The sequence below is a fragment of the Oryzihumus sp. genome (genome assembly GCF_036391795.1).
GTDB lineage: Bacteria > Actinomycetota > Actinomycetes > Actinomycetales > Dermatophilaceae > Oryzihumus.
The window spans coordinates 1-24,320 of the sequence record NZ_DASVZH010000240.1; the positions used below are offsets into that span (position 1 = coordinate 1).

The 24,320-nt window shown below is 72.5% G+C and carries 22 protein-coding genes and 1 tRNA gene; 11 read left to right on the forward strand and 12 right to left on the reverse strand.

What is annotated here, in order from left to right:
- Both VF825_RS14825 and metH read right to left on the reverse strand, forming a co-directional pair.
- Positions 1 to 339: HAD family hydrolase (locus VF825_RS14825; protein ID WP_331114655.1), on the reverse strand; the 339-nt coding region annotated here is incomplete at its 3' end.
- On the reverse strand, positions 336 to 3,887 hold the full coding sequence (gene metH / locus VF825_RS14830) for a methionine synthase (RefSeq protein ID WP_331114657.1): 3,552 nt from the start codon (positions 3,885 to 3,887) through the stop codon (positions 336 to 338). The genes metH and VF825_RS14825, both read right to left, overlap by 4 nt.
- Positions 3,888 to 4,037: 150 nt before the next feature.
- Between metH and VF825_RS14835 the strand changes: the two genes are divergently transcribed.
- Complete coding sequence (locus VF825_RS14835; protein ID WP_331114659.1) at positions 4,038 to 4,892, forward strand: PAC2 family protein; 855 nt, start codon at positions 4,038 to 4,040, stop codon at positions 4,890 to 4,892.
- 151 nt (positions 4,893 to 5,043) lie between these two features.
- Positions 5,044 to 8,112, forward strand: a complete 3,069-nt coding sequence (locus VF825_RS14840) for a M4 family metallopeptidase (RefSeq protein WP_331114661.1) — start codon at positions 5,044 to 5,046, stop codon at positions 8,110 to 8,112.
- 63 nt (positions 8,113 to 8,175) lie between these two features.
- On the opposite strand, the gene mshC is transcribed toward VF825_RS14840, so the two are convergent.
- From mshC to VF825_RS14860, 4 genes are read right to left on the reverse strand one after another with little or no spacing between them, the layout of a single operon-like run.
- Positions 8,176 to 9,435, reverse strand: a complete 1,260-nt coding sequence (mshC, locus tag VF825_RS14845) for a cysteine--1-D-myo-inosityl 2-amino-2-deoxy-alpha-D-glucopyranoside ligase (RefSeq protein ID WP_331114663.1) — start codon at positions 9,433 to 9,435, stop codon at positions 8,176 to 8,178.
- Between the two features lie 23 nt (positions 9,436 to 9,458).
- Positions 9,459 to 10,259 carry an SCO1664 family protein gene (locus tag VF825_RS14850; protein WP_331114665.1) on the reverse strand — a complete coding sequence of 267 codons (801 nt, stop codon included), beginning with the start codon at positions 10,257 to 10,259 and terminating at the stop codon, positions 9,459 to 9,461.
- A 44-nt stretch (positions 10,260 to 10,303) separates the two neighbouring features.
- Positions 10,304 to 10,858, reverse strand: coding sequence for a DUF3090 domain-containing protein (locus tag VF825_RS14855; protein WP_331114667.1), 555 nt, complete (start codon positions 10,856 to 10,858; stop codon positions 10,304 to 10,306).
- A gap of 9 nt (positions 10,859 to 10,867) precedes the next feature.
- A complete protein-coding gene (locus VF825_RS14860) occupies positions 10,868 to 11,605 on the reverse strand; it encodes an MSMEG_4193 family putative phosphomutase (RefSeq protein WP_331114668.1) in 738 nt (245 codons plus the stop codon).
- Between the two features lie 58 nt (positions 11,606 to 11,663).
- Here VF825_RS14860 and corA point away from each other — a divergent pair, with 58 nt between their 5' ends.
- Both corA and VF825_RS14870 read left to right on the forward strand, forming a co-directional pair.
- The gene (gene corA / locus VF825_RS14865) at positions 11,664 to 12,638 is read left to right on the forward strand and encodes a magnesium/cobalt transporter CorA (RefSeq protein WP_331114669.1); all 975 of its coding nucleotides are present in this window, start codon (positions 11,664 to 11,666) and stop codon (positions 12,636 to 12,638) included.
- Between the two features lie 73 nt (positions 12,639 to 12,711).
- The gene (locus VF825_RS14870) at positions 12,712 to 13,470 is read left to right on the forward strand and encodes a DinB family protein (protein ID WP_331114670.1); all 759 of its coding nucleotides are present in this window, start codon (positions 12,712 to 12,714) and stop codon (positions 13,468 to 13,470) included.
- Positions 13,471 to 13,571: 101 nt separating this feature from the next.
- Here the strand turns inward: VF825_RS14870 and VF825_RS14875 are convergent, their stop codons facing one another.
- A complete protein-coding gene (locus VF825_RS14875; RefSeq protein ID WP_331114671.1) occupies positions 13,572 to 14,426 on the reverse strand; it encodes an undecaprenyl-diphosphate phosphatase in 855 nt (284 codons plus the stop codon).
- Positions 14,427 to 14,467: 41 nt separating this feature from the next.
- The gene (locus VF825_RS14880) at positions 14,468 to 15,532 is read right to left on the reverse strand and encodes an LLM class F420-dependent oxidoreductase (RefSeq protein WP_331114673.1); all 1,065 of its coding nucleotides are present in this window, start codon (positions 15,530 to 15,532) and stop codon (positions 14,468 to 14,470) included.
- 63 nt (positions 15,533 to 15,595) lie between these two features.
- Between VF825_RS14880 and VF825_RS14885 the strand changes: the two genes are divergently transcribed.
- Positions 15,596 to 16,534: an aldo/keto reductase gene (locus tag VF825_RS14885; protein WP_331114675.1), complete on the forward strand. Its 939-nt coding sequence runs from the start codon at positions 15,596 to 15,598 to the stop codon at positions 16,532 to 16,534.
- A gap of 10 nt (positions 16,535 to 16,544) precedes the next feature.
- Here VF825_RS14885 and VF825_RS14890 read toward each other — a convergent pair whose 3' ends face one another.
- Entirely contained in the window at positions 16,545 to 16,871 is a 327-nt protein-coding gene (locus VF825_RS14890) for a primosomal protein (protein ID WP_141788191.1), read from the reverse strand.
- A gap of 29 nt (positions 16,872 to 16,900) precedes the next feature.
- On the opposite strand from VF825_RS14890, the gene VF825_RS14895 reads away from it, so the two are divergent.
- Entirely contained in the window at positions 16,901 to 17,095 is a 195-nt protein-coding gene (locus VF825_RS14895) for a DUF5703 family protein (protein ID WP_331114678.1), read from the forward strand.
- A 103-nt stretch (positions 17,096 to 17,198) separates the two neighbouring features.
- Here the strand turns inward: VF825_RS14895 and VF825_RS14900 are convergent, their stop codons facing one another.
- Together VF825_RS14900 and VF825_RS14905 are read right to left on the reverse strand one after the other, a co-directional pair.
- A complete protein-coding gene (locus VF825_RS14900) occupies positions 17,199 to 18,257 on the reverse strand; it encodes a hypothetical protein (protein ID WP_331114680.1) in 1,059 nt (352 codons plus the stop codon).
- Between the two features lie 126 nt (positions 18,258 to 18,383).
- Positions 18,384 to 19,727: a M20/M25/M40 family metallo-hydrolase gene (locus VF825_RS14905; RefSeq protein ID WP_331114683.1), complete on the reverse strand. Its 1,344-nt coding sequence runs from the start codon at positions 19,725 to 19,727 to the stop codon at positions 18,384 to 18,386.
- 108 nt (positions 19,728 to 19,835) lie between these two features.
- Between VF825_RS14905 and VF825_RS14910 the strand changes: the two genes are divergently transcribed.
- The 4 genes from VF825_RS14910 to VF825_RS14925 all read left to right on the forward strand — a co-directional run bounded on the left by VF825_RS14910 (position 19,836) and on the right by VF825_RS14925 (position 22,543).
- Positions 19,836 to 19,923 (forward strand) — tRNA-Leu (locus VF825_RS14910).
- A gap of 134 nt (positions 19,924 to 20,057) precedes the next feature.
- Positions 20,058 to 21,119 carry a thiamine pyrophosphate-dependent dehydrogenase E1 component subunit alpha gene (locus VF825_RS14915; RefSeq protein WP_331114685.1) on the forward strand — a complete coding sequence of 354 codons (1,062 nt, stop codon included), beginning with the start codon at positions 20,058 to 20,060 and terminating at the stop codon, positions 21,117 to 21,119.
- Entirely contained in the window at positions 21,112 to 22,143 is a 1,032-nt protein-coding gene (locus tag VF825_RS14920) for an alpha-ketoacid dehydrogenase subunit beta (RefSeq protein ID WP_331114687.1), read from the forward strand. The genes VF825_RS14915 and VF825_RS14920 overlap by 8 nt, the downstream gene beginning before the upstream one ends.
- A 1-nt stretch (position 22,144) precedes the next feature.
- The gene (locus tag VF825_RS14925) at positions 22,145 to 22,543 is read left to right on the forward strand and encodes a hypothetical protein (RefSeq protein ID WP_331114689.1); all 399 of its coding nucleotides are present in this window, start codon (positions 22,145 to 22,147) and stop codon (positions 22,541 to 22,543) included.
- On the opposite strand, the gene VF825_RS14930 is transcribed toward VF825_RS14925, so the two are convergent.
- Positions 22,519 to 23,409, reverse strand: coding sequence for an SDR family oxidoreductase (locus VF825_RS14930; protein ID WP_331114691.1), 891 nt, complete (start codon positions 23,407 to 23,409; stop codon positions 22,519 to 22,521). The two genes, VF825_RS14925 and VF825_RS14930, sit on opposite strands and share 25 nt — an antisense overlap.
- Positions 23,410 to 23,617: 208 nt before the next feature.
- Here VF825_RS14930 and VF825_RS14935 point away from each other — a divergent pair, with 208 nt between their 5' ends.
- Positions 23,618 to 24,265 carry a DUF4232 domain-containing protein gene (locus tag VF825_RS14935; RefSeq protein WP_331114693.1) on the forward strand — a complete coding sequence of 216 codons (648 nt, stop codon included), beginning with the start codon at positions 23,618 to 23,620 and terminating at the stop codon, positions 24,263 to 24,265.
- Positions 24,266 to 24,320: the final 55 nt, after the last annotated feature.

The following is a 24,320-nucleotide window of genomic DNA, read 5'->3' on the forward strand; positions in this document are numbered from 1 at the left end:
GCACGGGACGCCGTGCTCGACCAGGCCGTGGAGCAGCTCGCGGGCACCCGGCCGCCACGGGACGTGCTCCTTGACGCGTCGCACCACGCCGGCCAGCAGCTCCTCGATGATCTCCAACGGGGACAACGAGATCGGCGAGTGTCCGCGGATGTACTCCGCGGACACCATCAGGTCGTTGCCGACGAGCTGGTGGGCGTGCTCGTCGGTCCACACTCCCCCGTGAGCCTCGACGAGGGCATGCTCCTCGGCAATCCAGTACGGCTCGGTGTCGACGAGGGTGCCGTCCATGTCCCACAGGACGGCGGCGGGCAGGTGCGAAGAAGCGGCGGGCTGACTCATGTCGCGTTGAAGTACTTGGCTTCCGTGTGGTGGACGACGAGCGCGTCGGTGGACTGCTCGGGGTGCAGCTGCAGCTCCTCGGACAGGCTCACGCCGATCCGCGAAGGGTCGAGCAGCTCGACGAGCGTGGCCCGGTCCTCGAGGTCCGGGCAGGCCGGGTAGCCGAAGGAGTAGCGGGACCCACGGTAGGCCTGGCGCAGGATGCCGCCGAGCTCCGGGTCGTCCTCGGTGCCGAACCCGAGCTCCTCACGCACCCGGGCGTGCCACATCTCCGCCAGCGCCTCCGTCAGCTGCACCGACAGGCCGTGCAGCTCGAGGTAGTCGCGATAGGCGTTGCGGGAGAACAGCTCCGCGGTCGCCTCCGCCACCTTGGCGCCCATGGTGACGAGGTGGAAGGCGATGACGTCCGGCTGCCCGTCGGCCTCCCACGCCTCCTTGCTGCGGAAGAAGTCGGCCAGGCACAGGCGCCGGTCGCGGCGCTGGCGCGGAAAGCGGAACCGGGCCCGCTCCTGACCCTCGAGCTCGCCCTCATGGTGCAGGACGACGACCTCGTTGCCCTCGCTGTAGCAGGGGAAGTAGCCGTAGACCACGGCCGCCTCGAGCAGGTTGTCGGTCTTGACGCGGTCCAGCCACATGCGCAGCCGCGGCCGGCCCTCGGTCTCGACGAGCTCCTCGTAGGACTGCCCGCCCTCGCCCCGGGAGCCCTTCAGGCCCCACTGGCCCAGGAACGTCGCCCGCTCGTCGAGGTAGGCCGCGTAGTCGGCCAGCGCGACCCCCTTGACGACCCGGGTGCCCCAGAACGGCGGCGTCGGGATGCTGTTGTCGGTCGCCACGTCCGAGCGCGTCGTGTCCGTGAGGGCCGCGTCGTCGGTCTCCGTCGTCGCCACCTGGCGTACCCGGCGCTTGCGCAGCTCCGGCAGCGCGTCCTCGACGGACAGCTCCGGGTTGGTCTTGGCCGCCGCCACGGCGTCCATGAGGCGCAGCCCCTCGAACGCGTCGCGGGCGTAGCGGACCTGGCCCTCGTAGACCTCGGCGAGGTCGTTCTCGACGTAGGCCCGGGTCAGGGCGGCCCCGCCGAGCAGCACCGGCCAGCGCGCCGCCAGGCCACGGGAGTTGAGCTCCTCAAGGTTCTCCTTCATGACCACGGTCGACTTCACCAGAAGCCCGCTCATGCCGATCGCGTCGGCGTCGTGCTCCTCGGCGGCGCGGATGATCTCCGAGACCGGCTGCTTGATGCCGATGTTGACCACGTCGAAGCCGTTGTTGCTCAGGATGATGTCGACGAGGTTCTTGCCGATGTCGTGGACGTCGCCCTTGACCGTGGCCAGGACGATGCGGGCCTTGGCCTCCCGGGCGCCGTCACCGGAGCCCTCGATGTGCGGCTCGAGCCAGGCCACCGCGGCCTTCATCACCTCGGCGGACTGCAGCACGAACGGCAGCTGCATCTCGCCCTTGCCGAACAGCTCACCGACCGTGCGCATGCCGGCCAGCAGGTTGTCGTTGATGACGTCGAGGGCGGTCAGGCCCTTGTCGAGGGCGGCCTGCAGGTCGACCTCGAGGCCCTGCCGCTCGCCGTCGACGATCCGCTGCTCCAGGCGCTTCTCCAGCGGCAGCGCGGCCAGCGCGTCGGCCCGGGAAGCCTTGAGGGAGGCCGAGTCCACGCCCTCGAAGAGCTCCAGCAGCCGCGCCAGCGGGTCGTAGAGCAGCTCGCTCTCCCCGGGCTCCCCCGCCCAGCGACGCCGGTCGTGGACCAGGTCCAGGGCGACCTCGCGCTGGTCCTCGGGGATGCGCGCCACGGGGATGATCTTGGCGGCGTGCACGATCGCCGAGTCCAGGCCGGCCTTGACGCACTCGTGCAGGAACACCGAGTTGAGCACCACCCGCGCCGCGGGCTTGAGGCCGAAGGAGACGTTGGAGACACCGAGCGTCGTCTGCACGTCGGGGTGGCGCCGCTTGATCTCGCGGATCGCCTCGATCGTCTCGATGGCGTCGCGGCGGGTCTCCTCCTGGCCGGTGGCGATCGGGAAGGTGAGGGTGTCGACGACGATGTCGCTGACCTGCATCCCCCACTCGCCTGTCAGCGCCTCGATCAGCCGGTTGGCCACGGCCACCTTGTGCTCGCGGGTGCGGGCCTGACCGTCCTCGTCGATGGTCAGGGCGACCACCGCCGCGCCGTGCTCGCGCACCACCGGCATGATCCGGCGGAACCGGGAGCCCTCGCCGTCGCCGTCCTCGTAGTTGACCGAGTTGACGACCGCGCGACCGCCGAGCAGCTCCAGGCCGGCCTCGACGACCGCGGGCTCGGTGGAGTCGAGCACCAGCGGCAGCGTCGAGGAGGTCGCCAGCCGGCTGACCACCGAGCGCATGTCGTCGACGCCGTCGCGCCCCACGTAGTCCACGCACACGTCGAGCAGGTGCGCACCGTCGCGGGTCTGGTCCCGGGCGATCTCGACGCACTCGTCCCATCGCTGGTCGAGCATCGCCTCGCGGAAAGCCTTGGAACCATTGGCGTTCGTGCGCTCACCGATGGACAGGAACGAGGCGTCCTGACGGAACGGAACCGCCTGGTAGAGCGAGGCCACCCCCGGCTCGGGGCGGGGCCGGCGCGGCGCGACGGGCTGGCCGCCGACGGCCTTGACGACCTGCTCCAGGTGGGCCGGCGTGGTGCCGCAGCAGCCGCCCACCAGGGACAGGCCGAACTCCGCGGTGAACTGTTCGTGCGCCGCCGCCAGCTCCTGCGGCGTCAGCGGGTATGCCGCGCCCTCCTTGGTCAGCATCGGCAGGCCCGCGTTGGGCATGCAGGTGACGGGGATGCGGGCGTGCTTGGCCAGGTGGCGCAGGTGCTCGCTCATCTCGGTCGGGCCGGTGGCGCAGTTGAGGCCGATCGCGTCGCTCCCCAGCGGCTCCAGGGCGGTCAGCGCCGCGCCGATCTCGGAGCCCATGAGCATCGTGCCGGTCGTCTCGACGGTGACCTGCACGATGACCGGCAGGTCCTCGCCGGCGGCCCGGAGCGCCCGCTTGGCGCCGATGACCGCGGCCTTGGCCTGCAGCAGGTCCTGGCTGGTCTCGATGAGGATGACATCCGCGCCGCCGTCGACGAGCCCGCGCGCCTGCTCGGCATACGCATCGCGCAGCGTCGCGAAGGGGACGTGCCCCAGGGAGGGCAGCTTGGTGCCCGGCCCCACCGAGCCGATGGCGAAGCGCGGGTGCTCGGGCGTGGACCACGCGGCCACGGCCTCGGCGGCGATCCGCGCGCCGGCCTCGGCCAGCTCGTAGATGCGGTCCTGGATGTCGTACTCGCCGAGGTTGCCCAGGTTGGCGCCGAAGGTGTTGGTCTCGACGGCGTCGACGCCGACCTCGAGGTAGGCCTCGTGGACGCTGCGCACGATGTCGGGACGGGTGACGTTGAGGACCTCGTTGCAGCCCTCGTGCCCCTCGAAGTCCTCGAGGCTGGGGTCGGCGGCCTGGAGCATGGTGCCCATGGCGCCGTCGGCGACGAGGACACGCTCGGAGAGGGCCTTGCGGAAGAGGTCGGAGCGGCTGCTCAATGTGGTGGACCTTCGCACTCGGGGAACCGGCCCAGAGTCTATCGGCGGGCCGCATGCCCGCCGGGGGGGCATTCCGTAGTCTGGTCAGACCACACGTTGCGTGTGGCGCACGCCACGACCAGGTGCAGGCGCACCGACAGGAGGCCACCGGTGATCGAGCTCGAGGACATCCCGGAGCTGCGCGACCCGGTCATGATCGCCGCGTTCGAGGGCTGGAACGACGCCGGGGAGGCGGCGACCGCCGCGGTCGAGCACCTGGCCGAGGTCTGGAACGCCGAGCCGATCGCCGCGATCGACCCCGAGGACTACTACGACTTCCAGGTCAACCGTCCCCGCGTGGTCCTCGAGGACGGCCAGCGCCGGATCAGCTGGCCGACCACCCGCATCCTGCTGGCCACGTCGACCTCGATGGACCGCGACGTCATCCTCATCCAGGGGATCGAGCCCTCGACCCGCTGGCGCAGCTTCACGATCGAGCTGCTCGAGTTCGCCCAGCAGATGGGGGTCGGCACGTTCATCACGGTCGGCGCGCTGCTGGCCGACGTGCCGCACACGCGGCCGATCCCGATCACGGTGACCTCCGACCACGAGGACGTCATCCACCGCTTCGACCTCGAGCCGAGCAAGTACGAAGGGCCGACCGGCATCGTCGGCGTCCTTGCCGACGCGGCGACCCAGGCCGGGCTGCCGTCGCTGTCCGTCTGGGCCGCGGTGCCCCACTACGCCGGCGGCACCCCCTCCCCCAAGGCCACGCTGGGCCTCGTCTCCCGGATCGAGGAGCTGCTCGACACCACGCTCCCGCACGCTGACCTCTCCGACCAGGCGCGGGCCTGGGAGCACGGCGTCGACGAGCTCGCCGAGTCCGACGACGAGGTCGCGGAGTACGTCCAGTCCCTCGAGCAGGCCCAGGACACCGCCGAGCTGCCCGAGGCCTCCGGCGAGGCGATCGCCCGCGAGTTCGAGCGCTACCTGCGCCGGCGCGGGGACGAGCCCCCGGCCGGCTGAGCCCTTCCGCGAGCCGACGCGGCCCTGGCCGAGCCTGCCCGCCCGGCGGGTCAGGTCGCCGCACTCCCTGTGAAACGGCCGGTTCCGCTTCCTGTCGGACGCACCATCTGTCACCATCTCCCCGACCGCATCAAACAGGGGGAAATGACACGTGGCCCGGCGCCGTCCAACACGCTCCATCACCGTTGTCACCATCGTCGCCGCCGCGCTGGCGCTGCTGCCCGGAGCCGGCTCCGCGTCGGCCACCCCGGCCGCCCGGGCCCGCAGCGGCGACCACCGATCCGACCTGGTGCGCGAGCTCCTGTCGCGCACCCGCGGACAGGCCCGTATCGCGCACGACCAGCGCAGCGGTCGGGTCACCTTCATCGGCGCGGGGGACGCGCGCGTGGTCACGCGCCCGGCCGACGTGCCGGCGACGGGCTCCGCGGACGCGGCGGCCCGCGCATACCTGCGCCACCTCGCCCCGCTGACCGGGGTGGGCGAGCAGACGGTGCGCTCCGCCCGGGTGCTCGACCAGCCCTGGGGCAGCACCGTCCACTACCAGCAGACCTCCGGCGGGGTGCCGGTCTTCGGCGGCGACGTCACGGTCTCGCTCGACCGCAGCCACCAGCTGACCGCCTACTCGGCGAACACCTCGGACACCACGGTGGACACCACGCCCCGGGTCACCGCGGACGCGGCCGCGAGCACCGCCACGGCCAGCCAGGCCCGCCGCCTGCACCTCCGGCCGTCCGACCTGCGGGCGACCGCGCCGGTGCTCTCCGTCTACGACTCGCGCCTGCTCGGCACGCCCGGTCCGCGCACGCAGGCGCTGGTCTGGCGCACCGAGGTCACCGCCGCGGGACGACCCGACGTCCGTGAGCTGGTGCTCGTCGACGCCGACCGCGGCACCGTGGCCCTGCACTTCAGCGAGGTCGACCAGGACGCCTCGCCCCAGACGGTGTGCGACTTCAACGAGGTCCGGCAGGCCAGCGTGGACTGCACGAGCAACGTCGTGCCCGACCCCTCCACCGCCGGAGGTGACGCCCAGAAGGCCTACGAGAACGCCCTGGCGACCGACACGTTCTACCGCTCGGTCCTGGGCCGTGCCGGCATCGACGGCAACAACCTGCCGATCCTGTCGACGGTGCAGTACTGCCCCACGGCCGGCGCGTGCCCCTACGACAACGCCTTCTGGAACGGCAGGCAGATGGTCTATGGCCAGGACCTGCCCGGCGCCCTCGACGTGGTGGGTCACGAGCTGACCCACGGGGTCACGCAGTACACCTCGGGCCTGCTGTACTACTACCAGTCCGGGGCCATCAACGAGTCGCTGTCCGACGTCATGGGCGAGCTCGTCGACCAGCTCGAGGGCACGGTCGCACCGGCTGACCGCTGGATGATCGGCCAGGACGTCCCCGCGGACGCCCGCAACCTGCACGACCTGCGCAACATGCAGGACCCGACGTTCGTGCACGTGGCCAACCCGTCCTCCATGCCGCCCCAGCCGGACTCGATGACCAGCACGTACTGGTTCTCCGGGGCCACCGGGGACGGTGTCGTCGACGCCGGCGGCGTCCACGAGAACAGCGGCGTCGGCAACAAGGCCGCCTACCTCATCGCCGAGGGCACCCACCTGGAGCCCGGCACCGCCTTCAACGGCCACTCCTTCACCGGCATGACCGACAACGCCGGGCTGGACGTCACCGCGGCGGGTGTGGACCGCAACCAGGTGCTGGAGAAGGTCGCCAACCTCTACTACACGGTGCAGCGCATGCTGCCGATGTCGGCCACCTACGCCGACCTGGCCAACCTGCTCCCGCAGGCCTGCAACGCGCTCGTGGCGGTCAGCCCGGTCACCCGCCCGGGGGGCAGCTTCACCTTCAACAACGCCGACTGCACGGCTGTGCAGCACGCCGTCGACGCCACCCAGATGTCCCAGGCCCCGGTCGTGCCCGGCGCGGCCGCCCGGCCCGCCGCCGCCATGTGCGTGAACGGCGGCCAGCCCAAGGTCACGTGGTCGGACGACTTCGAGGACCCCACCGCCAGCGCCGGCAAGTGGCGGACCGCGTCCACGTCGCCGCTGGCCGCGGAGCGCAACTGGTTCACCGCTCCCCCGGAGTATGGGATCTACCCCCACCAGGGCCGGGGCAACATGTGGGGCGACGACCCGAAGGGCAACTCGACCAACACGGCGGTGCTGACGACCGCCACCCTGCGCTACCAGTCGGGGGGCGACGCCTTCGTGCCCACGGTCAACACCTACCTGTGGTTCGCCCACTCCTACGCCTTCGACGAGTTCGACGAGTACGACGAGTACGGCAACCCCACGGGCAACCACTACACCGACGACGGCGGCCGGGTGGAGTACACCACCGACCCCAACGCCAGCCTCACCAACGAGACCGGGTGGGTCGACGCCGGCCCGCTCATGGAGGCCAACGGCTACACCGGTGTCGTCGACGCCTCCAACAGCGCACTGCAGGCCAAGGAGGCGTTCGTGGGCACCAGCGCCGGCTACACCGCGACGCGCCTCAACCTCGGCAGCCTTGCCGGGAAGTCCGTGCGCCTGCGGTTCGCGATCGGCGCGTCCGGCTACTCCTACGGCAGCTACGGCTGGTACGTCGACGACGTCAAGCTCTACACCTGCAACGCCACGACGCTGTCGGTGACCAAGCCGCTCACCGTGGCCTACGGCGGCGCCGCGACGGTCTCCGGCGCGCTCACCGTGGCGGGCACGACGAGCTGGATCAACGGCGCACCGGTGCTGCTCTACCAGCGCGCCCACGGCACCTCCGCGTGGGGCTCGCCCGTCAGGGTCTCCACGACGAGCTACCACGGCAACTACTCGTTCACCGGCCTGCGGCCGACCCGGAACGAGGACTACCTGGTGAAGTTCAACGACAGCGCGCCCTACGCCCACACCTGGTCCGCCACCACGGTCTGGGTGGCGCCGACGGTGTCGGTGAAGGCCAGCTCGACGTCGTTCACGCTCGGGCACACGGTGACCCTGTCCGGCACCGTGTCCCCGAACCACGCGGGTCAGTACGTCTACCTCCAGCGCTACCTCGGGAGCGGCAAGTGGACGACGGTCACCAGCAAGGTGCTCTCGTCCACGAGTACCTACTCGATGGCCTGGAAGCCCACTTTGCGAGCGGCCTACGTCCTGCGGGTGGTCAAGAACGCCGACGCCGACCACGTCGGGGCGGCCAGCTCCAACGTGACGATCCACGTCAGCTGACCTGAGACGACGAAGGCCCCGCGGTGACCGCGGGGCCTTCGTCGTGTCCAGGGTGGGTGCGCGTCAGACGCGGATGCCGAGCAGGGCGTCCAGGGCGCGCGCCACGAGACCGGGCGCGGCCGGGTCCTCGCCACCGCGGGAGAGGCACTCCTTGGCCCACCGGTCGACCGCGGTCACGGCGCCGGGGCCGTCGAGGTCGTCGGCGAGGCACTCCCGGAGGCGCTCGAGGGTCGCCGTCGCGTCAGGGCCGGCGTTGACGGACAACGCCTCTCGCCATGTGGCCAGGCGCTCCTGCGCCTCGGCGAGCACCTCGTCGGACCACTCCCACTCGGTGCGGTAGTGGTGCGCGACCAGGGCGAGGCGGATGGCCATGGGGTCCACCCCCTCGGCCCGCAGCGCGGAGACGAACACCAGGTTGCCCCGCGACTTGCTCATCTTCTCGCCGTGCAGCCCGACCATCGCCTGGTGCACGTAGGCCCGGGCGAACGGCTCGGTGCCGGTCAGGCCGCTCGCCTGGACGGCCGACATCTCGTGGTGTGGGAAGACCAGGTCGGTGCCGCCGCCCTGCACGTCGAAGCCCATGCCGAGGTGCTCGAGGGCGATGGTGGTGCACTCGATGTGCCAGCCCGGCCGGCCGGCACCAAGGTCACCGCCCTCCCACGACGGCTCACCCTCGCGGGCGGCCCGCCACAGCAACGGGTCGAGGGCGTCACGCTTGCCGGCGCGGTCGGGGTCACCACCGCGGTCGGCGAAGACGGCCATCATCTGCTCGCGGTCCCAGGACGACACCTGGCCGAAGCCGGGCTGGGTGGACAGGTCGAAGTAAACGTCGCTCGCCCCCGGCTCACCTTCGCCGTCGGGCACCGGGACGCGGTATGCCGTGCCGTCGACGAGCAGCTTGCTCACCGACTCCACCACCGCGGGGATGCTCTCCACCGCGCCGACGAAGTGGTCCGGGGGGATGACCGCCAGGTCGGTGAGGTCCTCGCGGAACAGTGCGGTCTCCTGCTCGGCCAGCTCGCGCCAGTCGACCCCGTCACGCTGGGCGCGCTCGAGCAGCGGCTCGTCGATGTCGGTGACGTTCTGGACGTAGACCACCTGGTGCCCGGCGTCGCGCAGCGCGCGGCCGAGCAGGTCGAACGTGACGTAGGTGGCCGCGTGGCCGATGTGCGTCGCGTCGTAGGGCGTGATGCCGCAGACGTACATCCGCGCCACGGGCCCGGGCGTCAGGGGGCGCACCACGCCCGCGGCGGTGTCGAACACGCGCACGGGCAGGCCCGTTCCGGGGATCGCGGGCAGGGAGGGCATCGGCCAGGAGATCACCCGCGAAGCCTAACCGGCGGCCCTCACAGTGGTGGCCACGGGACGGCCGGCCAGCCGCCACCGGGACGGGGGAAGCGGCCGCGCCCGAGGAGGCGGCTCACCCGCGCCCGCAGCGCCTCGACCTCCTCGACGGTGAGCAGGGGCGCCAGGGCGGTGCGCACCGGCGAGGAGTTGGCGGCCAACTCGGTCGCGAGACCCCCCAGCCGCTCCAGGTCACGCTCGGGCAGCGGCTGGCCCATCCACCCCCACAACACGGTGCGCAGCTTGGGTTCGACGTTGAAGCTGACGCCGTGGTCGAAGCCCCACAGGCTCCCGGCCTCCAGCCGCAGGTGCGAGCCCTTGCGGTCGGCGTTGTTGATCACCGCGTCCAGGACAGCGGTGCTGGCCAGGTCCGGGCGGTCGGCGTGCACCACGACCACGGGCTCGCCCCCGTGCGTCTCGCCCTCGAACACCGGCAGCCAGCCCGGGCGCACCTGCGACCTCGGGACCACGTCGATGAGGACCTCCTGCGCGGACAGGTCGACGTCCTCCTCCGCCGGGCCGATCCACAGCTGCACCGAGCCGGGCCCCAGCGGACCGTCGCGCAGGACCGTCGGCGGGACGACCCCCCAGCCGCCGGCCTCGGAGACCACCCACGCGGCCGTCTCCCGTCCGGCGAGCGTCCCCTCCGGGAAGTCCCACAGGGGCCGCTCGCCCCGGACCGGCTTGTACATCGCGTGGGCGGTGCGGCCCGCGTGCTCGACGGTCGTGAGCAGTGCCAGGTTGGAGGCGTCGACCAGCCGGCCCTGCACCTCGATCTCGCCGAGGGTGAGCAGCTCCAGCACCGCGGACACCTCGTCCGCGGTGCTCGGCGGCGTCCGCTCAGCGCTCAGCGCTTGTAGCCGTTCGCGCGCGGGCAGATGTGACCGGTCGAGTCGAGCGGGCCACCACAGAACGGGCACGGCGGGCGGCCGGCCGCGACCAGGGAGGCGCAGCGACGCGCAAACGCACGGGCGGCGGCGGGCGCCATCGCCACCCGCAGCATGGTCGGCTCCTCCCCCTCCGGTCCGGGAGGCGCGACGATGTCCCCCTCCTCGTCGACCTCGACCGGCTCGTCGTTGTCGTGGCACTCGAGGATGACGACCTCGCGACCGGCGTCCCAGGCGAGGCTCATGCTGCCGACGCGGAACTCGTCCTCGATCGGGGTGTCCAGCGGGGCGTTGTCCTCGACCTCGGCCGCGACGGCCTCGGTCGCCGACCCCCCGGCGAAGTCGTCGAGCAGGTCGTTGATGCGGTCGGCGAGCAGGCTCACCTGCTGCTTCTCCAGCGACACGCTGACGAGGCGGCGCCCCGAGCTGGCCTGGAGGAAGAAGGTGCGCTGCCCGGGCGGGCCCACGGTGCCCGCGACGAAGCGGTCGGGCGGGTCGAAGTCGATCACCGGCATGGCTCGAGCCTAGTCCGCGGTGCCTGCGCCCCCGCCGACGGCGGCGTCCCCCGTCGTGTCGGGGCGGTCGTCCCCGGAGGTCTCGGGAGGACGAGGGGGCGGGACGATCGAGCGCAGGTCGGCGCCGGCGTCGTTGACCCGCAGGACGAACGGCCGCCGCACGGTGTAGCGCACCACCGACAGCGAGGCCGGGTCCACGACGATCCGCTGGAAGTGGTCCAGGTGCGTGCCGGCGGCGTCGGCGAGGACCGACTTGATGACGTCACCGTGGGACACGAGCAGCCACAGCGCGTCCGGCCCGTGCTCCTGCTCCACGGCTGCGTCCACGGCACGCACGGCCTCCACGGCACGGTGCTGCATCTGGGCGATGGACTCCCCCGGGAACTCCTCACCGTCGGGGAAGCGCGCGGCGCTGGGCTGGTCCTGGACCACCCGCCACAACGGCTCCTGGGCCAGGTCCTGCAGCCGGCCCCCGGTCCACGCCCCGTAACGGCACTCGCCCAAGGCCTCCTCGACGTCCAGGGCCACCCCCTCCATCACCTCGAGGAGCTCCTTGGCGGTCTCCTGGCAGCGCTGAAGCGGGCTGCTCACCAGACGCACGACCGGCACCTCGCGCAGCCGCCCGGCCAGGTCGCGGGCCTGCTGCCGGCCGACGTCGTCCAGCCCCACCCCGGGGGTCCAGCCGGCCAGGGTCCCGCTCGCGTTGGCAGTGGTGCGCCCGTGGCGCACGAGCAGGCAGATCGGCACGGACGCCACTGTATGCCGGGTGTTCGCCTCCGTGCGCAAAGCGTGGTGACATTGCCTCGTGATCGTGGACCAGGCTGTCTACCGGGACGGCAAGCGCATGCACTGTGGAGACCTCAGCGACGAGCTGGAGCTGTTGCGCCGGCGTGGCGAGGGCTTCATCTGGATCGGTCTGAAGGACCCCACCGACGCCGAGTTCGCCCTCGTCAACGATGAGCTGCAGCTGCACCCGCTGGCGGTCGAGGACGCCGTCAAGGGCAACCAGCGCCCCAAGCTCGAGGTCTACGACGGGTCGCTGTTCATCGTGCTGAAGACCCTGCGCTACGTCGAGGCCACCTCCGACATCGAGACCGGTGAGGTCATGCTCTTCGTCGGCGACCAGTTCGTGGTCACCGTCCGCCGTGGCGAGGCCAACCCCCTGGCGGGGGTCCGCTCGCGGCTGGAGCACTCCCCCGAGCACCTCGAGCACGGGCCGCTGGCGGTGGCGTACTCGGTCATGGACTCGATCGTCGACAACTACACGCTCATCGACACCGAGGTCGAGGAGGACCTCGACCGGATCGAGCGCCAGGTGTTCTCCGGCTCCCGTGAGGTGCACGCCCCGAGCATCTACGCCCTCAAGCGCGAGGTGCTGGAGTTCAAGCGCGCCACCGTGCCGCTGGCCGACCCGCTGCGTCGCCTGGCCGAGGACGAGGGCCTGCCCGGGATGAAGGACGAGTCCCGGCCCTTCTTCCGCGACATCTCCGACCACCTGCTGCGGGTCAACGACCACGCGGAGTCCTACGACCGGCTGCTCACGGACGTGCTCAACGCGCACCTCGCGCAGATCTCGGTCCAGCAGAACGACGACATGCGGCGCATCTCGGCCTGGGTCGCCATCGCCGCGGTGCCGACGATGATCGCCGGGATCTACGGCATGAACTTCGACAACATGCCCGAGCTGCGCTGGCACTACGGCTACTTCGGCGTCGTGGCGGTCATGGCCCTGTCCTGCATGGGCCTCTACCGCGCCTTCCGCCGGTCCGGCTGGCTCTGACGGGGCCCGTTCCCGGGTGGGGGCTTCCGCGGAAGCAGGCGCCGGCGCAGGCCCGGCGTGAGAAGGTCCCGTCATGGCGACCTTCACCCGGTCCGACGAGCTCCAGGGCGCGGAGTTCCTCGACGCAGACCTGCGAGGCGCCCGCTTCGTCGGGGCTGACCTGTCCGGCGCCGTGATGCGTGGCGTCGACGTGGCGGAGGTGGACATCGACGCGCCGTGGCTCCTCGACGGCGAGAGCTCGTTGCGCGTCAACGGTGTCGACGTCGCTCCCCTCGTCGACGCCGAGCTCAACCGCCGCTTCCCGGGCCGCGCCGAGCGTCGCGCCAAGGATCCGGACGGCCTGCGCGCGGCCTGGGCCGTGCTCGAGCGCACGTGGGCGGCCACCCTCGAGCGCGTCGCGACGATGCCGGCCGGCACCGTCGACCTCTCAGTGGGCGGCGAGTGGTCGTTCGCGCAGACCCTGCGACACCTGGTCATGGCCACGGACACCTGGCTGGGCCGGGCGATCCTGGGGCTCGAACAGCCCTACCACCCCATCGGCCAGCCGAACGCGGAGTACGAGACCGACGGCAACGACAGGGCGGTCTTCGCGACAGCCACGCCCTCGTACGCCGAGGTGCTCGAGGTCCGGGCGGGACGTGTCGCGATGGTGCGCGATCTCCTCGCCACGGTCACCTCGGACGAGCTGGCCGCGGCTCGCCGTAACCCCCATGATCCCGACCGCCCGGAGACCACCCTCTCCTGCCTGCACGTGATCCTCGAGGAGGAGTGGGAGCACCACCGCTACGCCGTACGCGACCTCGACACGATCGACGCGGGGTCACACGCGTAGACCCGCTCCACAGGCGACACCAGACGCACGAAAAGGCCCGTCCGGGCCCCGCGGAGGGGGGCTGGACGGGCCGTTTCGTGGGTCCGGTCGAGGCAGCAGTCTCAGGTCGCGCTCAGGACGCCCGCCGACAGGGCGATGATGAGCAGCAGGCCGAGGCCGATGCGGTACCAGACGAATGCCGTGATCCGGTGCCCGGCGACGAACTTGAGCAACCAGGCGATCGAGGCGTAGGCCACCACGAAGGAGACGATGACGCCGAGGAGCAGCTGCCCGACCCCGACGACCTTGGGGTCGACGTCCTTGAGCTCGAACAGGCCGGCCGCGGTCAGCGCCGGGATCGCCATGAAGAAGGACAGGCGCGTCGCGGTGACGCGGTCGATGCCGCGCAGCAGGCCGCCGGAGATCGTGGCACCGGAGCGGGAGATGCCCGGGATGAGCGCGAAGCACTGCCACACGCCGATGATGAGGCCGTCACGCAGCGTGATCGACCCCTCCCCGCGGTGCAGCCCCTGACGGGCGAGCTCCTTGTTGCGGACCTCGGCGACGAACATCACCGCGCTCCAGAGGATGAGCGCGGCGGCCACGACCCACAGGCTGCGCAGGGCGCCGGTGATGAGGTCCTTGGCCAGGAAGCCGACGATCCCCACCGGGATCGAGCCGACGATGACCGCCCACGCCAGCTGGTAGTCGTGGTCGGAGCGCTGGCGCGAGTCGCGCAGCCCCGCGAACCAGGCGCCGAGCAGGCGCGCGATGTCCTTGGCGAAGTAGATGAAGGTCGCGACGATCGCGCCCATCTGGATGATCGCCGTGTAGGCCGTGACGGCCTTGTCGTCGACGTTGAGCCCGAGCAGCTTCTCGGTGATCGTCAGGTGGCCGGTCGAGGACACCGGCAGGAACTCGGTGAGCCCCTCCACGATGCCGAGGACCAGTGAGTCGAGGTAGGTGAGGTGCTCCACGGGCTCGCTTTCGCCTGGGTTTGGACGGGGTCGTCGTCGGGCTAGTCGCCCAGACCGGTCTCGCCCAGCAGCTCGGCCATGGTTCGCACCACGTGCACGCGCTCCTGGAGGGAGCCGGCGAACGGCGAGATCGTCAGGGTCGACACGCCGGCCTCGGCGTAGCGTACGAGGCGTTCCCTGACCCGGTCACGCGGGCCGATCAAAGCGGTCCGGTCGATGAGCTCCAGCGGCACCGCCGCCGCGGCGTCCCGGTGCTGCCGCGCGAGGTACAGCTCCTGCACCTTCGCGGCCGCCTCCTCATAGCCCATCCGCACGGCGAGCTGGTTGTAGAAGTTCTTCTCCCGGGAGCCCATACCGCCGATGTAGAGCGCGGTGTAGTGGCGCAGTGGCTCGGCAGCCGCCTCGAGGTCGTCGCCGAGCACGACCGGCACGGTGGGCACGATGTCGTAGCCGGCCAGCGGGTCGGCCTCGGTGCCCTTGCCCGCCTTCGCCGCGCCCGCGCGCAGCGGCTCGAGCAGCTCCTTGGCGTTCTCCGGGCTGAAGAAGATCGCCAGCCAGCCGTCGGCGATCTCGCCGGCCAGCTCGAGGTTCTTCGGTCCGACTGCGGCCAGGTAGACCGGGATGGTCTCCCGGACCGGGTGCACGGTCAGCTTCAGCGCCTTGCCGGGGCCGTCAGGCAGCGGCAGCGTGTAGTGCTTGCCGTCGTAGCGCACCGTCTCGCGGCGCAGGGCCATCCGCACGATGTCGACGTACTCGCGCGTGCGGCCCAGCGGGGCGTCGAAGCGCACCCCGTGCCACCCCTCGCTGACCTGGGGGCCGGACACGCCGAGGCCAAGCCGGAACCGGCCACCGGAGAGGGTGTCCAGCGTCGCGGCCGTCATCGCGGTCATCGCCGGCGTGCGCGCCGGGATCTGCATCACCGCGGCGCCGAGGTCGATCCGCTCGGTCTGGGCCCCCACCCAGGCCAGCACCGTGGGCGTGTCCGAGCCGTAGGCCTCGGCCACCCAGGCCACCGAGTAGCCCAGCCGGTCCGCCTCCTTGGCGAGTGCGATGTTGTCGGCGTCGTTGCCGGCGCCCCAGTAGCCAAGGTTCAGACCGAGTTTCATGGCCGGGAGGCTATCGGCGGGGCTCCACCGTGGGGAGGGGGCAGCGTCGATACAGTCCGAGACATGCACCACAGGAGGATGGGCCGGTCAGGGCTGTCGGTGTCGCGCCTGGCGCTCGGCACGATGACGTGGGGCCGCGAGACGGACCCCGACGAGGCCCGCGACCAGCTGGCGGCGTTCCTCGACGCCGGGGGCGACCTCGTCGACACCGCCCACGGGTATGCCGATGGGCTCAGTGAGCAGGCCCTGGGCAGCTTCCTGGGTGACCTGGTCGAGCGCGAGGACCTCGCGATCTGCACCAAGGCGGGCATCTCCCGGCGCTCGGGCGAGCGGGTCGTGGACACCTCCCGCCGGGCCCTGATGAACCAGCTGGACACCTCGCTGGAGCGGCTTGGCACCCACTACGTCGACCTGTGGCTGGTGCACGCCTGGAGCGCGGACACGCCGCTCGAGGAGACGCTGTCGGCGCTGGAGTGGGCCGTCACCAGCGGCCGTGCCCGCTACGTGGGGGTCTCCAACTACTCCGGCTGGCAGAGCGCCCATGCCGCCACACTCATGTCCGCGCGCTCGATCCCGTTGGTGGCCAACGAGATTGAGTACTCACTGCTGACCCGCAGGGCCGAGGACGAGGTGGCACCGGCCGCCGACGCGCTGGGCCTCGGCCTCATGCCGTGGTCCCCGCTGGCCCGGGGTGTGCTGACCGGCAAGTACCGGCACGGCATACCGGCGGACTCGCGCGCGGCCTCGCGCGACTACCCGGGCTTCACCAGCCGGTTCCTGGGCGACCGCACCGCCCAGGTCGTCGACGCCCTGGTCATCGCCGCGCGCGGGATGGAGGTGTCCCCGGCCGAGGTCGCCCTGGCCTGGGTGCGGGACCGGCCCGGGGTCGTGGCGCCGGTGGTGGGGGCGCGCACGCTGCAGCAGCTGCGCACGGCCCTGGCCAGCGAGTCGCTGTCGCTGCCGCCGGAGCTCGTGCAGGCCCTGGACGACGTGTCGTCCTGAGTCGGCCGGCTCAGCGCGCCGGCGTCTCCTCGTAGTCGGAGTCGTCCAGGCCGAGGTAGACCCCGCCGTCGCCGTCCTCGTCGTCGTGGTCGTCGAGCTCGTCGTCGTCCTCGTCGAGGTCCTCGTCGTCGAAGGGCCCGCTGTAGATCTCCAGCGGCGTGACCTCGCCGTAGGCGTCGAGGAGGGCGTCGTCGTAGTCGTCGAAGGCGTCCGCCAGGTCCTGGTAGGCCGCGACCACCGTCGGGTCATTCTCACCCCGCCGCGAGGCGGAGGCCTCCAGATGGCGCTCGAGGGCAGCCACGAACGTGGCAAGGGCGGCGCGCGGATCGGCGGTCATGCCTTGAAGGTAGCGGGTTCTGGTCCAGAATGGGCAGGGTGGTCGAGTACGAGTGGCGCGTCCTGAGCTTCCCCCGCGACATGTCCCGCGGGGACGTCCGTCGTGTCATCACCGAACATGCCGAGTACGGCCACTGGGAGCTCTCCCGGATGCGGCTCTACCTCGGCGGCGCCCGGCGGGCGTGGCTGCGCCGCCGCATCATCCGCGCCCAGCGCACCGCCTGAGCCCCCGACGGGCCGGGAACCGTCCCCGACCCGCACCCTGACGACGCCACCGGGTGGCCCCTCCCCCACGAGGGGCCACCCGGTGGCGTCGTGTGGTGCGGTGTCAGACCAGTCGCGCCACGGTGGCGCCGGCACGGCGGGCCCTGGCGACCAGCGTCGCGCCGGAGGCGAGCAGGGCCGAGGCCAGAACCAGGAAGAGCGAGACCTGCGCGCCGGTGAAGGGCAGGCTGCCCCCGAGCGAGGGGACGTCACTGGCGGCCGAGCTCGACCCACCGGCGCCGGAGCTGCCGGACCCCCCGCCGGAGCCACCGTTGCCACCGCCGGCCCCACCCGTGCCAGCGCCGGAGCCACCCCCTGCCCCACCGCCCTTGCTGTCGGTGGGGCAGGGCACGATGAGCTGCTCGAGCGGCAGGCCCGCCTTCGTCAGCGAGGTGACCAGGTCCTGGTCGAGCACCACCACGGTGCTCTCGACGGGCACGAGGGAGGTGGTCAGCCGGGCGCAGGCCCCCACGAGGCTGCCGGCGGTGGCGCCCGCCGTGGCTACGGTGTCGGTGCCGGGGGTGCCGGTGCCGGTGCCGGATCCGGCGCCCTGGCCGGTGCCCGCCGGGCACGCGCTGACGACGCCGGGCAGCGTCTGCTGCACCGGGGTGCCCAAGTCGGTGCCGAGGGCGGTCAGGTCGAGGTTGGCCAGGGCCGTGCCCGTGCCGGTGGCCTGCACGCAGGCCGTGGCCAGCGGGGTGGCGTCGACGGTGACCGTCGCCAGCCTCGCCGCGGCGCCGCCGGTGTCGAGCACCGACAGCGGCGTGCCCGCGGTCGCCTGCCCCACCTGGTCGAGCGCGCCCTTGACCCCGACGCTGACCTGCCTCAGCCCGTGCACGAGCGGGGCGGGCGCCGGCGCGCCGGACACCCTGGGCAGCGGGGAGGCCGGCGGCGTCGGGGCCTGCGTCAGGATGGGCAGGTTGAGGTCGGCGGAGACTGGCAGCAGCTTCGGCGCCGAGGACGAGGTCTGCGCCGGCAACGAGGACGCCGGCAACGACGGTACGGGCGGCGGCAGCGGCAAGCCGTCGGCCCGGGCACCCCCCGCGAAGGCCAGGACGGCCCCACCCGCCAGGCCCACGGCTGCGGCCCCGCGCAGCGCCGCGTTGAACAGATCACGAGACATCGTGTTGACCCCCCAGTTCGTGTGCGCGCCCGGGGGCGCGTTGTCCGGTGACGGGGTCAACGAAGGCTGGACACGTCAGGTGACGTACCCCACGGGGGGAAGCGGGCCGTCACCCGCAGTGACGACTCAGCAGTCGGCCAGCAGCCGCTGCAGCACTCGCGCCCCGAAGCGCAGCGAGTCCAGTGGCACGCGCTCGTCGATGCCGTGGAACATCGGGGCGAAGTCGAGGTCGGCCGGCAGCCGCAGCGGCGCGAACCCGTAGCCGGTGATGCCCAGCCGGCTCAGCGCCTTGTTGTCGGTCCCGCCGGAGAGGCAGTACGGCAGGATGGCCGCACCCGGGTCCTCGGCGAGCAGCGCCCGCTTCATCCGGTCGACCAGAGTTCCCTCGAACGGGGCGTCCAGCGCGATGTCCCGGTGCACGACCTCCACCTCGACGTGCTCACCCGCGAGCTCGCGGATGACCGACATCAGGTCCTCCTCGTGGCCGGGCAGGAAGCGGCAGTCCAGCGAGGCCGTGGCGCTCTGCGGGATGACGTTGTGCTTGTAGCCGCCGTCGAGCATGGTGAAGTTCGCCGTGTCCTGAAGCGTGCCCTGGACGAAGCCCCGGGCCCCGCCGAGGTGGGCCAGCAGCTGCTCGGGCGACCGGTCGTCATACGGCGTGCCGGTGATCGTGCTCAGGCCGTCGAGCAGCGCCCGGACCGAGGCGATGTACTCCCGCGGCCAGACGTGCGCGTCGATCCGGGCGACCGCCTCGGCCAGGCGGACCACGGCGTTCTCGGTGTTGGGCACCGACCCGTGGCCGGCCCGGCCGTGGGCGCGCAGCCGCAGCCAGGCGATGCCCTTCTCGGCGGTCTGCAGCAGGTAGGCCCGGGTCGGCTCACCGGTGTCCCTGGCGGGCACGGTGACGCTGTAGCCGCCGACCTCGCTGATCGCCTCGGAGACGCCCTCGAAGACCTCGGGGTGGTGGTCGACCACCCAGTGGCTGCCCTTGACGCCGCCGGCCTCCTCGTCGGCGAAGAAGCCGAACACCAGGTCGCGCGGCGGTGTCGTGCCCGTGCGGGCGAGGTGGCGCAGGTTGGCCAGGATCATCGCGTCCATGTCCTTCATGTCGACCGCACCGCGCCCCCAGACGCAGCCGTCGCGGACCTCCGCGGCGAACGGGTCGACCTGCCAGTCCGCCGCGTTGGCGGGCACCACGTCGAGGTGGCCGTGGACGGCCAGGCCCGGGCGGGAGGAGTCCTGCCCCTCGACGCGCACGAGGACGCTGGCACGCCCCGGCTCGCTCTCGACGTACAGCGGGTCAAGGCCGACCTCGGCGAGCTGGCCCATGACGTACTCGGCCGCCTTGCGCTCCCCCGGCCCGCTGCCGTCGCCGTAGTTGGTCGAGTCGATGCGGATGAGGTCCTGGCAGATCCGCACGACCTCGTCCTCGGGGGCGACGGACGTGGCGCGAGCATCGTTGGAGGTCATGGCCTCCACCCTATTCGGGGGCCGGATGGCGGGTTCGGAGATGCCCCTCGGTGCGTGCTATCGTTCCGACCCGTTGGAACGCCGCAGGGCGCACCGACACTCACCCTCGTCCGGGTGGCGGAATGGCAGACGCGCTAGCTTGAGGTGCTAGTGCCCTTTATCGGGCGTGGGGGTTCAAGTCCCCCTCCGGACACCACACCAGAAGGCCCCGGTCGCGCTGCGACCGGGGCCTTCTGCGTCTCCTCCCGGCCCCCGCACCCGCCTCCTGGGGACCTAGTGCTCTGGGTGGCTGCTCCACCGGCCGTGACGATGCGTCGGGAGGGGGTGCAGATGACGGCGGAACCACACACCAGCAGGCTCAGGCGGCCCGACCGGCTGCGGCGGGAGGCGCTGTTCCTGCAGATGTGCCGGATCCGCTGCACCGAGGAGGCCATCGGCCGGCTCTGGCATGACGGACGAGTCTCCGGGGAGATGCACCTGGGCATCGGCGAGGAGGCCGCCGTCGCCGGCGTCGTGGCACACCTGGGCGACGGTGACGCCCTCGCCCTGGACTACCGCTCCACCCCGGCCCTGGTGGCGCGCGGCGTGGACGTGACCGCCCTGTTGCTGGAGGTGCTCGGCGCGCCCGGTGGCCTGTGCGGCGGGGTGGCAGGGCACATGCACCTGATGTCCCGCCCCCACCTCGCAGCGGCCTCGGGCATCGTCGGCGCCCCGGCCCCGCTGGCCTGCGGCTTCGGGTTGGCCGCCCGGTCCGCGGGGGCCGGGCACGTCGCCGTGGCGTTCTTCGGCGACGGCGCGGTCAACGAGGGCATGGTCATGGAGTCACTGAACCTGGCCGTCGCGTGGCGACTGCCGGTCGTCTTCGTGTGCAAGGACAACCGCTGGGCGGTGACCACCCGGTCCGCCGCCCTGACCGGCGGTGGCCTGCAGCGCCGGCTGGCGGCGTTCGGGATGCCCGTGGCCCGCGTCGACGGCCGGGACGTCACACGGGTCGACCGGGCAGCAGGGCGCGCGGTGGCGCTGGCCCGGGCCGGGCACGGCCCCTCGGTCCTGCTGGTCAGCTGCCCCCGGCTCGAGGGCCACTTCCTCGGCGATCCCCTGGTCCGCCTCACCTCCACCCTCCAGGCCCTCGTCCCCGAAGTGCGGCCGCTGGTCGGACAGCTCCGCGCCCAGCCCGGGGCACCCGCAGCGCAGCGGCTCCGGGCGTTGCTCGCGATCAGCACACGGGCTGCCAGAGCCGGCATGGAGCGTCCCGGGTGGGGTCAGGACCCCCTGCCCAGGGCGGCCTCCCGCCTGGCGCGGGACGTCGCCGACGAGCTGGCCCGACGCGCCAGGGCCGAGGTCGACCGTGCGCTGGACGACGCCCTGGCCATGGCAGGTGCCCATGCCTAGGACCACGTTCGCGGCCGCGATCGAGCGCGCCCTCGCCCTCGCCATGGCACGGGACCCACGGGTCGTGGTCCTCGGTGAGGACGTGCGGCTGCTGCGTCGGGAGACCTACGTCCGCTTCGGCGGCGAGCGGGTGCTGGACGCGCCCATCAGCGAGTCGGCGCTGCTCGGGGCGGCGCTGGGCTCCGCCATGGCCGGACTGCGCCCGGTGGTCGAGGTGATGTTCGTCGACTTCATCGGGGTCGCCCTGGACCAGCTGCTCAACCACGCCGCCAAGCTAGAGGCGTTCACCGGTGGACGCTGGCAGGCGCCGATGGTGGTGCGGGCCGCCTGTGGTGGTGGCTACGGCGACGCCGGCCAGCACGAACAGGCCCTGTGGGGTCTGCTGGCCGGCATCCCCGGGCTGGCGGTCGTCGTGCCGTCGACCCCGGCGGACGCTGCGGGGCTGCTGCTAGGTGCCCTCGACCACCCCGGACCGGTCGTGTTCCTCGAGCACAAGCTGCTCTCGGCACAGTGGCTGGACTACCTCGGCGGCAGCCGGCGCGCCGCCGTGGCCTTCGACGTGCCGCCCGAGGGCGCAGAGGGCGAGGTCGCCGAGGAGCCCGAGCCGCTGCCGCTGGGCGTGGCGGCGCTCCGCAGGCAGGGCACCGACCTGGCCATGGTGTCCCTGGCCGTCGGCGTCCACCGCTGCCTCGAGGCCGCCGATCGCCTTGCGTCCCAGGGCATCTCGACGTCGGTTCTCGACCTGCGCAGCGTGTCGCCCCTGGACCGGGAGGCCGTGGTGCAGGTGGCGCGGCATACCGGCCGTGTCCTCGTCGTCGACGAGGACTACACCCGCGGCGGCCTGTCCGGGGAGATCGCGGCAGTGCTGGCCGAGGCAGGCGTGCCCGCGGCGTTCGCCCGCGTCACCACCGAGGAGACGATCCCCTACGCGCGGCACCTGGAGACCGCGACGCTCCCGAACGTCGGCCGGGTCGTCGCGGCGGCGGCCGGGCTCCTGTCCTGCCGGGCAGAGCGGGTGCCGTGACATGGACACGGTGCTCGGGGTGCTGCTCGTCCTGACCGCCGTGGTCACCGTGGCCTACTGGGTGGACTTCTTCCTGCGCGGCACCGTCCAGGTGGTCGAGGAGGAGTGGTACCTGCGCTTCGAGCGGGCCTTCCCGGCGGCGGACGGGTGGATGGCCGCCTGCGCGCTGGCAGCAGCCGTCGGGTTGTTCCAGGGGGCCGGCTACGGCGTGGTCTTCGGGCTGCTCGCGGGCGGCGCGCTGGTGTTCCTCGGCCTGATGGACCTGACCTTCAACCTGCAGAACCACCTGTTCCGGCTGCTGCCGCGCTCGGGTCAGATGTGGGTCGAGCTCGTCATCATCGTCTGGTGCCTGACCCTGGGGGCCGTGCTGGCGCTCTACCTCGCCGGGCGGGTGCCCTGAGTCGGGCGCCCCTGCGGCATGACCCGGCGCGCCGCCCGCACGCGCCAGTCGAAGTACCCGAACCACGGCCCACGCAGCAGGCCCGCGGTGTGCGCCACGACCTGCGTCTGCCAGTCGGGGGTGATGAGGAACCGGCCGCGCTCCATGCCCTCGACGATGCTCGCGGCGACCTCGTCCGGGGCGTGCGGCTTGATCGCACCGGAGATCGCGAAGGTCTCGGCCGGCTTGAAGCGGTTCTCGTAGGCCAGCTGCGGGGTGTCCGTGTCCGGCGGGCAGACGCACCCGACGTGGATGCCGGCCGGGCGCAGCTCCACCCGCAGCACCTCCAGCAGGCCGCGGACGGCGAACTTCGGCGGGGAGTACGCGGTGTAGCCGAAGACCCCGATGAGCCCTGCGGTCGAGGAGATGCCCACCACGCTGCCGCGGCGGCGCTCGAGCATGGCCGGCACCACGGCACGGATCGCGTGGAGCGTGCCGAAGTAGTCCACCTCCATGGTGCGCCGGAAGACCTCGCCGTCGAGCCGCTCGAAGTACCCGGGGTGGGCGATGCCGGCGCTCGTCAGCAACACCTCGCACGGCCCGAGCAGGCGCGTCGCGTGCGCGACCGCGGCGGCGACCGCGGCGTCGTCGGTCACGTCGACCGGCACCACCTGGTATGCCGTGTGGCCGGCCTCCAGCTCGGCACGGGTGGACTCGAGGTCGGCATCGGGCAGTGCCAGCACCGAGACCCGGGCTCCTCGCGCGCCGACCTGACGCACGAAGGCGCGTCCGATGCCGCTGGACCCACCGGTGACCACGACGTGCGCGTCGCGCCAGACCTCTACCCGCGGCCTGCGGGACGCGTGAACCCGCCGCTGCCCTGCCACCGGTCCACGGTACGAGGAGCCCGGGCACACGATGAGAGGCCAAGGTCCCCGGGCACGCCTGCCGCCCCTCGTCCGGCACCAACCGGCCAACCGACGGCGGCCGCCGGACGTCACAAGGGTGAGCAGCCTGCGCCTCCCGGCGAAGAACAGCTGCGACGCACGTGCCACCCGGACTCCACCGGCCCGGGGGCGAAAGGAGCCGGCCGCCATGCGCAGACCACCGTTGACCCTCAGTGGAACCGCCGTCCTGCTCGCCCTGGCGGGCTGCGGCGCGGCCTCGACGCCGCAGGGCGCGCCGGCACCGTCCAGCGCCGCGCCGGGCAGCACGACCGCCCCGGCGTCACCGTCCTCCTCCCCGACCACGCCGGCAGCCTCCTCCACCACCACGACCACGCCGGCAGGCTCCCCGACCATCGCGCCGGGCACGGCGACACCGACGGGCGTGACGGCCTGCATCACAGTGCAGCTGCGACTGGTGGCCGGCCCTGTCGAGGGCACTGCCGGCAGCTTCTACGCCACCTTCCTGCTCCGCAACGGCGGAACCCACCCCTGCTCGCTGCGCGGCTACCCCGGGTTCGCCCTGCTGTCCGCGGACGGCGCCGTCATCCAGCACCCGGCGACGCGCACCGGCCAGCCGTACCGCACCGTGCTCGTGCAGCCGGGCCAGGCGGGCGCCTTCGTGGTGAGGACGGTCGACGCCACCATCCCGGGCACCGGGTGTGACCCGGCCTGGAAGACGGCCACCGTGCAGGTCTACCCACCCGGCCAGCGCAGCGCGCTGCGACAGCCGAGCCACCTGCAGGCGTGCAACCTCACGGTCGGACCGGTCACCTCCAGCGGGCCCGCACCGGGCTGAGCCCCGCCCGCCATCTCACCCCCACCGGGTGAGGCCGGACCGGGGCCGGCCGGTG